The 12,354-nt window shown below is 56.9% G+C and carries 12 protein-coding genes; 8 read left to right on the plus strand and 4 right to left on the minus strand.

Going from position 1 to position 12,354, the window contains the following annotated elements; genetic code table 11:
- Nucleotides 1-24 precede the first annotated feature (24 nt).
- Together puuR and puuD are read right to left on the minus strand one after the other, a co-directional pair.
- A complete protein-coding gene (gene puuR, locus RAC60_RS08635) occupies nucleotides 25-582 on the minus strand; it encodes an HTH-type transcriptional regulator PuuR (RefSeq protein ID WP_054633493.1) in 558 nt (185 codons plus the stop codon).
- A complete protein-coding gene (gene puuD, locus RAC60_RS08640) occupies nucleotides 579-1,340 on the minus strand; it encodes a gamma-glutamyl-gamma-aminobutyrate hydrolase (protein ID WP_058701597.1) in 762 nt (253 codons plus the stop codon). Before puuD ends, puuR begins: the two co-directional genes overlap by 4 nt.
- A 210-nt stretch (nucleotides 1,341-1,550) precedes the next feature.
- Between puuD and RAC60_RS08645 the strand changes: the two genes are divergently transcribed.
- From RAC60_RS08645 to RAC60_RS08655, 3 genes are all read left to right on the plus strand, one after another.
- The gene (locus RAC60_RS08645) at nucleotides 1,551-2,969 is read left to right on the plus strand and encodes a glutamine synthetase family protein (protein WP_172677646.1); all 1,419 of its coding nucleotides are present in this window, start codon (nucleotides 1,551-1,553) and stop codon (nucleotides 2,967-2,969) included.
- A gap of 224 nt (nucleotides 2,970-3,193) precedes the next feature.
- Nucleotides 3,194-3,358 carry a hypothetical protein gene (locus RAC60_RS08650; protein ID WP_006119821.1) on the plus strand — a complete coding sequence of 55 codons (165 nt, stop codon included), beginning with the start codon at nucleotides 3,194-3,196 and terminating at the stop codon, nucleotides 3,356-3,358.
- Nucleotides 3,348-4,706: an APC family permease gene (locus RAC60_RS08655; protein ID WP_375093359.1), complete on the plus strand. Its 1,359-nt coding sequence runs from the start codon at nucleotides 3,348-3,350 to the stop codon at nucleotides 4,704-4,706. The genes RAC60_RS08650 and RAC60_RS08655 overlap by 11 nt, the downstream gene beginning before the upstream one ends.
- A 41-nt stretch (nucleotides 4,707-4,747) precedes the next feature.
- Here the strand turns inward: RAC60_RS08655 and ygbI are convergent, their stop codons facing one another.
- A complete protein-coding gene (gene ygbI / locus RAC60_RS08660; protein WP_375093361.1) occupies nucleotides 4,748-5,515 on the minus strand; it encodes a DNA-binding transcriptional repressor YgbI in 768 nt (255 codons plus the stop codon).
- A gap of 264 nt (nucleotides 5,516-5,779) precedes the next feature.
- Here ygbI and ltnD point away from each other — a divergent pair, with 264 nt between their 5' ends.
- The 5 genes from ltnD (at nucleotide 5,780) to RAC60_RS08685 (ending at nucleotide 10,835) form a co-directional block, all read left to right on the plus strand.
- Nucleotides 5,780-6,685: an L-threonate dehydrogenase gene (ltnD, locus tag RAC60_RS08665; RefSeq protein ID WP_033740433.1), complete on the plus strand. Its 906-nt coding sequence runs from the start codon at nucleotides 5,780-5,782 to the stop codon at nucleotides 6,683-6,685.
- Nucleotides 6,685-7,947: a 3-oxo-tetronate kinase gene (gene otnK / locus RAC60_RS08670; RefSeq protein ID WP_324030608.1), complete on the plus strand. Its 1,263-nt coding sequence runs from the start codon at nucleotides 6,685-6,687 to the stop codon at nucleotides 7,945-7,947. Before ltnD ends, otnK begins: the two co-directional genes overlap by 1 nt.
- Nucleotides 7,940-8,566 carry an aldolase gene (locus RAC60_RS08675; protein ID WP_006119816.1) on the plus strand — a complete coding sequence of 209 codons (627 nt, stop codon included), beginning with the start codon at nucleotides 7,940-7,942 and terminating at the stop codon, nucleotides 8,564-8,566. The genes otnK and RAC60_RS08675 overlap by 8 nt, the downstream gene beginning before the upstream one ends.
- Nucleotides 8,566-9,351, plus strand: coding sequence for an HPr family phosphocarrier protein (locus tag RAC60_RS08680; protein WP_039338095.1), 786 nt, complete (start codon nucleotides 8,566-8,568; stop codon nucleotides 9,349-9,351). Before RAC60_RS08675 ends, RAC60_RS08680 begins: the two co-directional genes overlap by 1 nt.
- Before the next feature lie 128 nt (nucleotides 9,352-9,479).
- Nucleotides 9,480-10,835, plus strand: coding sequence for a GntP family transporter (locus tag RAC60_RS08685; RefSeq protein ID WP_054633499.1), 1,356 nt, complete (start codon nucleotides 9,480-9,482; stop codon nucleotides 10,833-10,835).
- Nucleotides 10,836-10,880: 45 nt separating this feature from the next.
- Here the strand turns inward: RAC60_RS08685 and sbcB are convergent, their stop codons facing one another.
- On the minus strand, nucleotides 10,881-12,302 hold the full coding sequence (gene sbcB, locus RAC60_RS08690; protein ID WP_375093364.1) for an exodeoxyribonuclease I: 1,422 nt from the start codon (nucleotides 12,300-12,302) through the stop codon (nucleotides 10,881-10,883).
- Between the last annotated feature and the right edge of the window lie 52 nt (nucleotides 12,303-12,354).

Here is a 12,354-nt window from a genome sequence, read left to right on the forward strand (position 1 = left end):
AAGCTCCTTGGCGAACGTCCCTGATTAAAAATTGGCGGGCGTATGGGCGCTGACGATGCGACAGGGCACATCGGCCTGGTTGGTAAAACTGTGCGGCAAACCCGTATCGATCACGTAACTTTCGCCGGCCGTCAGATGAAATTGCTGACCGTTAACTTCCAGTACGATGCGCCCTTCCAGCAGGGTGCCGGTCTCTTCGCCCGCATGGCGTAACTTTTCGCCGGTGCTGGCACCTGGCTGGTAAGTTTCCAGTAACATGCCTAACGCCCGGGTTTTCGTGCCGTTATCAACCAGTTTAAGCGAAACGCCCTGACTGCCGATTTCCAGCAGATCTTCAGGCCGGACCACCACTTTGGGCGCGTCCTCAGCATGCGGCTCCGAAAAAAACGCAGACAAAGACAGGCCATAAACCTTCAGCAACTTTTGCAGCGTGCTGACCGCCGGGCTGACCTTATCCTGTTCGATAGTACTGATGGCGCTGTGGGTCAGTCCGGCCAGTTCCGCGACGCGCCGTTGTGACAGTCCCATGGCCTGACGGATCTGCGCCAGGCGGCGTCCCGGAGCCTGAGCCGCATCATTCATACCTTTTTCCTCTGGTGATAGTGCAGGGCGGCCTGAATAAAGCCGTCAAACAGCGCAAAGGACGGCGTGGCGGGTTTCAGCTGCCATTCAGGATGCCACTGTACGGCAAGGGCGAAAGGATGCGCTGGCAGGCTGACCGCCTCAATCAGACCATCGGGCGCACGGGCCTCAACGTGCACCTGCGGTCCCGCTTCACGAATGCCCTGGTGATGAACGGAGTTGACGGTGATCGACGCACGCCCCAGCAGCCTGTCCAGCAATCCTCCCGGTGCAATCTGGATGGCATGAGCGGGTGCGTAAGTTTGTTCAGGTGAGGCATCCTCGTCTGCATGGTGGCGCTGAAACTGCGGATGGTGGTCAAGGTGGCGATACAGGGCACCGCCGTTGGCCACGACCAGCTCCTGCATGCCCCGACATATGCCCAGCAGCGGCACCTGTTTACCGACAGCATGCGTAATAAGGTTAAACGCCAGGCGATCGCGGCCGGCATCTGCCTCCGGCTCTTCGCCTTCTTCGCCATACAGCCAGGGCTCCAGATGGCTGGGGCTCCCGGTCAGCAGAATGCCATCCAGCACAGCCATAGCGTTTTCTGATAGATGCGGGGCAGCCATAAGGTGATGGGGCAGGGCAAGCGGCACGCCGCCCGCCAGGACGATGGCATCAAGATATTTGTTGTGGACAGACTGAACCGGGTGGCCCTGATTGTGCGTCTGGCACATCACTACGCCAATCAAAGGCTTGTCAAAAATAATGCCCATCTTTCCCCCTTAACTGCTGTTCGAAATATTTGACGAAAAGGGCATGTCTGATGGTTAAGTGTGCAATATTTTGTCAATCTAGCAATCCATTGGTCGATCTTCAAACAGATTTGTTACATTTGCACACTTTTTACGTTAGAGCTATGTTAGATGAGTGGCGGTTTTTTTGAGCATTACGCACTCCCATTTTTGTGGTCAAAGGCGGATGAAATCATGACTAACCTGGTAGAAGTAGAAGACTTCACGCTTCACAGTGAAGAGAGACGAACCAGCGCGTTCCAGCAAGAAGTGAAAAACTGGCTGGAGCGCCATCCTGAAACGCAGTATGTCGATATCTTGCTCAACGATTTAAATGGTGTTTTTCGCGGTAAGCGCATCCCGGTTTCGGCCTTAGCCAGGCTGGAAAAAGGCTGCTACTTTCCCGCCTCGGTTTTTGCCATGGATATTCTCGGCAATACCGTCGAAGAGGCCGGTCTGGGCCAGTCGCTTGGTGAACCCGATAACCTCTGCCTTCCCGTCCATGGCACGCTCGTCCCCTCCGCCGCCGATCCGCAACACATTGCACAACTGCTGTTAACCATGTGCAACCAAGATGGCACTCCCTTTGACGTTGAACCCCGAAATGTTCTGAACCGGCTGTGGCAACAGCTGCGTAATCGTGGACTGTTTCCGGTGGTAGCGGTAGAGCTGGAGTTCTATCTGGTCGATAAAAAGCGCGATGCAGAAGGCTATATTCAACCGCCCTGTGCGCCAGGCAGTGACGATCGCAACAGACAAAGCCAGGTTTACTCGCTGGATAATCTCGATCACTTCGCCGATGTCTTGCGTGATATCGATGCGCTGGCCCGTCTGCAGGGCATTCCTGCGGATGGCGCGCTGGCGGAAGCCTCGCCGGGGCAATTCGAAATCAATCTCCATCATACCCGTGATGTGCTGAGCGCCTGCGACCATGCTATCCAGCTCAAGCGCCTTATCCGCCAGGTGGCAGAGAACCACGGCATGACGGCAACGTTTATGGCAAAACCCTATGAGGACTATGCCGGAAGCGGGATGCACGTCCATATCAGCATGCTTGATGCCGCTGACCATAATGCCTTTGCCTGTGATGACGGAAGCGATTCCCCGCTGCTGAAACGCACGCTGGCGGGCATGATTGACCTTATGCCTGCTTCCATGGCGCTGCTGGCCCCCAACGTCAATGCCTTCCGTCGTTTTGTGCCCGATGCCTACGTTCCTTTGCAGGCGTCGTGGGGCCACAATAACCGTACGGTAGCGTTGCGTATTCCCTGTGGCGATCTGGAAAGTCGCCGCATCGAGTACCGGGTAGCCGGGGCGGATGCGAATCCTTATCTCGTCATGGCTACCATTCTGGCCGGCATGTTGCACGGCCTCGATACGCAATTGCCGCTGCCACAGCCGGTTAAAGGAAACGGCCATGAAGCGGAAGGGCTGGCGCTGCCGATTCGGCAGAGCGATGCACTCTATGCCTTCGAAAGCAGCTATCCTTTACAAAAATTACTGGGTGAGAAATTTGCCAAAGTGTGGTTTAGCTGCAAAAATTATGAGCTTATGCAGTTCGAAAGATTAATCACTGCCACCGAAATTGACTGGATGCTGAAAAACGCCTGATTAAAATTTTGCATTCTATGCGACAACGTCTTGAAATAATGCGTTGGGTTAGGGCAAAATACGCCCCCTGCAAATTCAGAACATAACCGACGCTCACCGCGCCGGTTATTTTTTTGCATATTGTTTTTAACGCGTAGCATTTAGCTGACACCAACGAGGCCGGGCACGCACCCGGATAGATAAACACTGAAAACACGCAGCCGCGTGAGATTGAGGATGTAAAGATGGGGATGTTTAACACTCTGCCAGCCCAGGCTGGTACACGTTTCCGTGATGACTACGGCGCCGCGCTGGCCGCCAGCCTTACTCCCTGTCGCTTAATGCGCAGTTTCCTTGTGAATCAACCCAGCCAGGTTGCTGCGCAAGGAGGACTGAAGCATGTCGCTTAATACCTCTGCCGCACCACAACGTGCCCAACTGAAAAAAACGCTGACGTTACTTCCTGTTGTCATGATGGGCTTAGCCTACATGCAGCCGATGACCCTGTTTGATACCTTTGGTATCGTATCGGGCCTGACGGACGGTCACGTTGCCACCGCTTATGCTTTCGCCCTGATTGCGATTCTGTTTACCGCCTTGAGTTACGGTAAGCTGGTACGCCGCTTCCCATCTGCGGGCTCCGCTTATACCTATGCTCAGAAGGCCATCAGTCCGCACGTCGGCTTTATGGTGGGCTGGTCATCGCTGCTGGACTATCTGTTCATGCCGATGATCAACATTCTGTTGGCTAAAAACTATTTTGAAACCCTGGTGCCAGGGATCCCGTCGTGGATTTTCGTGGTGCTGCTGGTGGGCTTTATGACGCTCTCCAACCTTAAGGGCATCAAAACGGTCGCTAACTTCAACAGCGTGATTGTCATCCTTCAGGTGGTGGTCATGGTCGGTATCACCGCGATGGTGATTTACGGCGTGGCGCACGGCGAAGGTGCGGGAACAGTGGTAAGCAGTAAACCGTTCTGGTCTGAAAACGCCCATGTGGTGCCGATGATCACCGGTGCGACGATTCTGTGTTTCTCATTCCTCGGTTTTGACGGCATCAGTTCGCTGTCAGAAGAAACGAAAGATGCAGAACGTACCATTCCGCGTGCGATTTTCCTGACGGCGCTGATTGGTGGCCTGATGTTTATTGTCGCGTCGTACTTCCTGCAACTGTATTTCCCGGACATCTCGCGCTTTAAAGAGCCGGATTCGTCGCAGCCTGAAATCATGCTGTATGTGGCCGGTAAAGCGTTGCAGATCGGTATCCTGATCTTCTCTGTGGTCACGGTACTGGCGTCCGGTATGGCAGCGCACGCAGGCGTTTCACGTCTGATGTACGTGATGGGCCGTGATGGTGTGTTCCCGGAGCGTTTCTTCGGCTATATCCATCCAAAATGGCGCACGCCGTCCCTGAACGTGATTCTGGTGGGTGCCGTAGCGTTGATGGCGATCAACTTCGATCTGGTCACCGCGACTGCGCTGATTAACTTTGGTGCGCTGGTTGCGTTTACCTTCGTTAACCTGTCAGTGATTGCGCAGTACTGGGTACGTGAAAAACGGAATAAGACCCTGAAAGATCACGTCCAGTATCTGGTTCTGCCGATGATGGGTGCCCTGACCGTGGGTGCACTGTGGGTTAACCTGGAGCAAAGTTCTATGGTGCTGGGACTGATCTGGGCCGCGATTGGTATTGTTTACCTGGCCTTTGTGACGCGCAGCTTCCGCAATCCCGTTCCACAGTTTAGCGAAGAAGTGTAATCCCCCGGCCCTGCTCATTCACAGAGCAGGGCCGTTTTCTGTCAGCTTTTACTTGCCAGCAGCAGTTCCCAGCTTCCTGCCTGTAAAGCATTCCGTCCTGCGGCATTTAACTGATCATCTGTCACAATCACATCAAACTTTTCCAGCGGTAAGGCCAGCCACGTCGCGATTTTATCGTATTTCGAGCTGTCGCTGAGCAGCACGCGTTTGCTGCTGACGTCACACACGGCCTGTTTAACCGCTACCTTGTCTTCATCCGGCGTAAACAAACCGCGCAATCCCCAACTGGAAGTGGAGACAAAGGCAATGTCAATTGCCAGTTGCCGCAGGTGGCGTGCGGCTGCATCGCCAATGCAGGAACGGTTATCCCGACAGACGGTGCCACCGGTATGAATCACCCGGCAGCGGCTCGCCTCCATCAGCAAATTGGTCACCATAAAATCATTGGTGACCACTAACAGGTCCTCCCTGTCGGCAATTTCCCGCGCCAGCGCCAGTGTGGTCGTACCGGCATCCAGATAAATACAGCTGTCAGGCGGAATCAGCTGAGCGGCCAATTTGCCGATAGCGTTTTTTTCTTCATTACACAGCGCGGTCTTGGTCAGGTGCGAGGGTTCGCTCGCCAGGCGGTTAGCGGAGCGCACGCCACCGGAAACCGACAGCACCGCGCCCTGTTCCTCCAGCTTCTGCACGTCCCGACGAATCGTCATGTGTGACACGCCAAAACGCTCGGTCAGTTCGGCGATGCTCATTACGCCGCGCTCGGCCACCAGTGCCAGAATCTGTTGATGACGCTCAACGGGGATCATATACACCTCGGTTTATCATTTTTTCACATTGTAGGGGATGCCTTCACAAAGACGCACGGAAAATTTGCACCAGATCCCCTTTGCTGGTGGCGATTTGACCGCGATACCTGGTAATAACAGTTACGTGGCTGATGTGAATAAATGTTCAACTGCGGCCTTTTGAAGTTAATTTATGTGAAATACGGCACGTTTTTACCTGCACTTTCCTGCCACTATTACCAGCAGAGACCAAAAATTCACTTAATTTAACAAGGGAGGCCACCGATGCCCGCTTCAAAGATCTGTGTCATAGGTTTAGGCTCAATGGGAATGGGCGCGGCGCAGTCCTGCATCCGGGCTGGGCTGGCGACATGGGGCGTTGATCTGAATCCGCAGGCCTGCGAAACGCTGCGCCAGGCAGGCGCGCGTGACGCGCAGTCGTCGGCTCATGCCTTTGCCGAACACCTGGATGCTGTCCTGTTGCTGGTCGTGAATGCCCGGCAGGTTAATGCGATTCTGTTTGGCGAGCAGGGGCTGGCGGCCAGGCTGAAGCCGGGCACGGCGGTGATGGTATCCTCCACCTTGTCCGCGCAGGATGCGCAGCAGATCGCCGCCAGACTGGCGGACTGTCAGTTGCTGATGCTGGATGCGCCAGTGTCCGGCGGGGCCGCCAAAGCCGCCAGTGGCGAGATGACCGTGATGGCATCCGGGAGCGATGCGGCCTTTGCGGCTTTGCAACCGGTACTGGATGCGGTCGCCGCAAAGGTTTACCGCGTCGGCACGGAAATCGGTCAGGGATCGACAGTCAAAATCATTCATCAGCTGCTGGCGGGCGTGCACATTGCCGCCGGGGCCGAAGCCATGGCGCTGGCCGCCCGCGCCGGGATTCCGCTCGATACGATGTATGAGGTGGTCACTAACGCAGCGGGCAACTCATGGATGTTTGAAAACCGTATGCGCCATGTCGTCGACGGCGACTATCGACCGAAATCCGCAGTGGACATCTTTGTCAAAGACCTGAATCTGGTCGCCGATACGGCGAAAGCCCTGCATTTCCCGCTACCGCTGGCCTCTACCGCGCTGAATATGTTCACTGAGGCCAGCAATGCCGGTTTTGGCCGCGAGGATGACAGTGCGGTGATTAAAATCTTCAGCGGCATTACGCTGCCCCAGCGCGAGGAGGCGATGTGATGCGCTTAGGGGTGATTGCCGACGATTTTACCGGCGCAACCGACATTGCCAGCTTTCTGGTGCAGAACGGGCTTTCTACCATTCAGTTTAACGGCATCCCAGAACAGACAACGGTCCCGGATGCCCAGGCCATTGTGGTCAGCCTGAAATCGCGATCCTGTGCGCCTGCGCTGGCCGTCAGTCAGTCGCTTGCGGCGCTGCGCTGGCTGCAGGCGCAAGGCTGTGAGCGCTTTTATTTCAAGTACTGTTCCACGTTCGACAGCACCGCTGCGGGTAACATCGGTCCGGTGACGGATGCGCTCATGGCCGCGCTGAATGAGACGCTGACGGTGATCTGCCCGGCATTGCCGGTCAACGGACGTACCGTTTATCAGGGCTACCTGTTTGTGGGGGGACACCTGCTGTCGGAGTCCGGCATGCGCCATCATCCTGTCACGCCGATGACCGACAGTAACCTGCTAAGGCTGATGGCGTGTCAGAGCACGGGAAAAGCCGGGCTTATTCCGTTAGCCACGGTCGAGCAGGGCGCAGGCGCGATAACAGAGCAACTTGAACACCTGCGTGCTCAGGGCGTGAATTATGCCGTAATCGACACGCTTACTGAGCAGCATCTGCTGAATCAGGGCGAAGCGCTGACGTCGATGCGGCTGGTCACGGGCGGCTCCGGGCTGGCAATCGGCCTGGCGCGCCAGTGGTCAACATCTGGCTGCGACGATGGTCAGGCGCAGCGCGCGGGCTATCCGCAGGGGCAGCGGGCCGTGGTGCTTTCGGGTTCCTGTTCACCAATGACCAACCGCCAGGTCAACGCGTATCGCCAGCAGGCACCCGCCCGGGAAATTCACGTTGAGCGCTGCCTCAACGATGAACAGTACGCCGGGGCGCTGTGCGACTGGGTCGTTGAGCATGCCGACGGGCCGCTGGCCCCGATGCTCTTTGCCACTGCGGATGCGCAACAGCTGCAGTCGATTCAGCAGCATTTCGGTGCACAGCGCAGCAGTGAGGCGGTAGAGCAACTGTTTGCTCAGGTGGCGAGAGATCTGCAATCCCGCGGCTGGCAGCGCTTTATCGTGGCGGGCGGCGAAACTTCGGGCGTGGTCGCCCAAAGCCTGGGCGTGACCGCCTTCCATATTGGTCCGGTGATTTCGCCCGGTGTGCCCTGGGTCAGAGATATCCAGCAGCCGCTGTCACTGGCGCTGAAGTCTGGCAATTTTGGCGATGAGCAGTTCTTCCGCCGCGCACAAACGGAGTTTTCACATGACTGAACAACAGGCCCGCGAAGAGATGGTCAGACTGGGTGCCTCGTTCTTCCAGCGTGGTTACGCCACCGGCTCGGCCGGTAATCTGTCGCTGCTGCTGGACGACGGCACCTTACTGGCAACGCCCACGGGTTCCTGCCTGGGCGAACTGGATGCGGAGCGTCTGTCTAACGTGACGTTACAGGGGGAGTGGATAGCCGGGGATAAACCGTCGAAAGAGATCGCCTTTCACCGGGCGCTATACCTGAATAATCCGGACTGTCGGGCGGTGGTTCACCTGCACAGTCACTACCTGACCGCGCTTTCCTGCCTGCAACATCTGGACAGCCAGAACTGCATCCGCCCGTTCACGCCCTATGTGGTGATGCGGGTAGGCGATGTACCGGTGGTGCCTTATTATAAACCGGGTGATGCGCGGCTGGCGGAGGATCTGGCGCTGCTTGCCCCGCGTTACCGCGCCTTCCTGCTGGCAAACCATGGTCCGGTGGTGGTCGGCAAAACCTTGCGCGAAGCGGCGGATAATACCGAGGAGCTGGAAGAAACGGCGCGTCTGATGTTTACCCTGGGCGATCGCGCCATTCGTTATTTAACCGCCGACGACGTCGCTGAACTCAGGAGCCGGTAATGCCAAAGTTTGCAGCTAACTTATCTACCCAGTTCAATGAAATGCCTTTTCTGCAACGCTTTGCCGCGGCGGCACAGGCGGGCTTCAGCGCGGTCGAGTTTCTGTTTCCCTACGAATATCCGGCTGAGCAACTGAAAGCGCTGCTGGCGGATAACGGGCTTAAACTGGTGCTGTTTAACACCGCACCGGGCAACGTTGACGCGGGGGAATGGGGCGTTTCGGCTATTCCCGGACGGGAAGCCGACGCGCGCGCAGATATCGACCGGGCGCTGGCATATGCACGGGCGCTGGATTGCCCACAGGTGCATATCATGGCCGCAACGGTGCCGCCGGGTGCCGATCGCCAGCGCTATGTCGAGACATTCATCCGCAACATGCGCTACGCGGCAGAACGATTTGCCCCGTATAACATCCGCTTGTTGATCGAAGCCCTTAATCCCACGACCAAACCGCACTATCTCTATGCCAGCCAGTATCAGACGCTGGAGATGGTCGACCTTATCGACCGGCCCAACGTATTCACCCAACTGGATCTGTTTCATGCCCAGATCGTGGACGGCAATCTCAGCCATCTGATTCGCCATTACGCCGGACGTTATCGCCATGTGCAAATCGCCGCCGCGCCCAGTCGACATGAACCTGACGAGGGCGAGATCAACTACCCCTGGCTGTTCAGCCTGTTAGATGAGGTGGGCTACGACGGTTGGGTCGGCTGCGAATATTTCCCGCGCGGCGACACCGTAGAGGGGCTGAGCTGGCTGGCGCCCTGGATGAAAAACCGCTGAGTTAACGTGAAAAAATCACACCGGTGCTGCGGTACCGGTGCCATTCTGCTCGTCTCTGAAACGGAGCGGCACCAGGTTGAGCTTTAACGAAAAAACGCGAAAAAAGATAACTATTCCAGAGGTTTACTATGACGACTGCGTTGCTGTTAGCCATTGCGACCGCCAGCATTGTGATATTGCTGTTGCTGGTCATTAAAGCCAAAGTCCATCCCTTTGTTGCCCTGTTAATTGTCAGTCTGCTGGTGGCCATCGCGACCGGTATTCCGGCTGAAAAAATCATGGAAACCATTATCAGCGGGATGGGCGGACTGCTGGGGCATATCACTATCATTATCGTGCTGGGGGCGATGCTGGGGGCCATTATCGAAGCCTCTGGTGGCGCAGAGTCGCTGGCCCAGCGTTTCAGCAAAACGCTGGGTTTGAAACGTACCGTTGCCGCCCTGACGATGGCTGCCTTTATTTTAGGCATCCCGGTATTTTTTGAAGTGGGCTTTATCATTGTCATTCCGCTGATCTACGGCTTTACCAAAGTGGCGCGGGTGTCCCCTCTGAAGTTTGGCTTACCGATGGCGGGCGTCATGCTGACTGTGCATGTGGCGCTGCCGACGCACCCTGGCGCCGCCGCCGCCGCGGCCATTTTGCATACTGATATGGGCTGGCTGATGATGCTGGGAATTCTGGTCTCGGTGCCGGTCGGTATCCTCGGCTATTACGTGGCAAAGGCAATGAACCGTCGGCAGTACCACCTGTCGGTTGAGGTACTGGAACAGTTGCAGATGGCGAAGCCGGAAGGGGTACAGAAGAAAAATGAACCCGCACCGCCGGGCGCGCTGACCATCAGCGGTTTGATCGTCGTCCCGATTGTGCTGATCGTGGCAGGCACGCTGTCGCACTCGCTGCTGACGGAAGACAGCCTGCTGCGCAAGGTGATGACGGTTATTGGCACCCCGCCGATTGCGCTGCTGATCGCCCTGGGACTGGCCGCCTGGCTACTGGGCCTGCGTCGTGGCTGGAGCAAGGACAAGCTGGAGGACCTGACCGGTCGCGCCATTCCGGGATCGGCCAGCGTGATTCTGGTGGCGGGCGCGGGCGGGGCGTTTGGTAAGGTACTGGTGGAGTCCGGTGTCGGCAACGCGCTGGCGCGGGCGCTGGAAACGCTGCATTTGCCCCTGATTCCTGCCGCGTTTATTCTGTCGCTGGCGCTACGCGCTTCGCAGGGCTCGGCAACCGTGGCGATCCTCACGACCAGCGGATTACTGACCCAGGCCGTGACTGGCATAGATGATATGCACCGTGTACTGGTCACACTGGCGGCGTGCTTCGGCGGTCTGGGCCTGTCGCACGTGAATGATGCAGGTTTCTGGGTGGTAACGCGCTATCTGGGCCTGTCGGTGGCGGACGGTTTAAAAACCTGGACGGTACTGACGACCCTGATGGGGCTGAGCGGCTTTGCCCTGACCTGGGCGCTGTGGTGGGTAATCTGATATACAAACCGGGAGGGCGACAGGCCTTCCCGGTCTGCCGGGACGTCAGGACACTAGTTCCTGCGCGTACCGGTACAACGCTTTAAGCAGAGACAGTTTTTCCGCGTCCCCTTCGTGCAGGCTGGCCAGCGATTCCAGCTCCATCAGAAAAGCCTGCACTTTTTCTGGATTCAGAACCTCACGGCGATGCTGAAGCCAGCGCTGCTGTTCGGCATCATCCAGCGTACCGGGGAAATTACGGGCGCGATAACGAAACAGCAGTTTTTCCACCCGCGGGCTGTCAAATGTCAGATTGAGCGCAGGCAGATTGGCAGGCGCGGTCTGGCGGATGATGTTCATTCCGGCGCGGTCGGCATCGCTAAAGAAACCGTCATAGAGCTGCGTGTCGACATCCTCTGACGGCGCAAAAGGTTCCGCCTCAGCAAAAATAGCCACCAGTTTTTCACGTACGTCAGGATGCTGACGCAGCGTGGCCAGATTATCCAGGCAGAACTGACGATCAATACCCAGCCGCCCGGCATCTTCCGGACGCAAGGTATTAGCGGGTGCCAGCACCGGACTCTTATTGATGTGCACCAGTTTCACCGGCACGGCAGGCTGATCGCCCAGCTCGCTTTTAGGTGTGTACAGGCGCTCGCGCAAACTGTCCGCATCCAGCGTCAGCAGGGGCGCAATATCCCCGGCCAAATCCACCACGATCAACGCATTGCGGTTGTCCGGATGCCAGGCAAGCGGCACCACCCAGCTGGTATTGCCGCGCGCCGCGCCAAACATGCCAGAAACATGGACCAGCGGCTTCATCTGCGGGATGTCGATCAGGGTCATCAGTTTGTTTTTGTTGCGATGCGTAAACAAAAACTCAAACAGTTTTGGCTGTTTTTCTTTCACCAGTCTCGCCATTGCCAGCGTGGCATAGACATCCGACATCGCATCATGGGCGTTTTCGTGCGCCACGCCGTTGGCTTTGGTCAGATGCTCCAGCCGGAAGCTGGGAAAGCCGTCATCATTCTCTGGCCAGTTGATACCTTCCGGGCGCAGCGCATAACAGGCGCGCATCACGTCCAGCAAATCCCAGCGGGAATTACCGTTTTGCCAGCTCCAGCCGTACGGATCGTAGAAGTTGCGGTAAAAGATATTGCGCGTCACTTCATCGTCAAAGCGCACGTTGTTATAACCCACGACGCAGGTTTGTTCGGTGGTAAACAGCGCATGAATACGGGCAGCAAACTCGGCCTCGTTCACGCCCCGGGAGGCGGCTAATTGCGGCGTAATACCGGTGATCATGACCGCTTCAGGCTGGGGCAGGTAATCATCCGGTGGGCTGCAGTAGAATACCTCTGGCTCGCCAATCGGATTGAACTCGCTGTCGGTGCGCAAACCGGCAAACTGTGCCGGACGATCCCGTTGCGGGCTGGTGCCGAAGGTTTCGTAATCGTGAAACAAAAAAGTGAATTCAGAGGCGGGCACGTCGCTGTCCTGTCTGCAAAAAATCAACGTTCAGGATAGTCGTCTGCGTGCC

The sequence above is a fragment of the Pantoea sp. BR_17 genome, assembly GCF_041955125.1.
GTDB lineage: Bacteria > Pseudomonadota > Gammaproteobacteria > Enterobacterales > Enterobacteriaceae > Pantoea > Pantoea stewartii.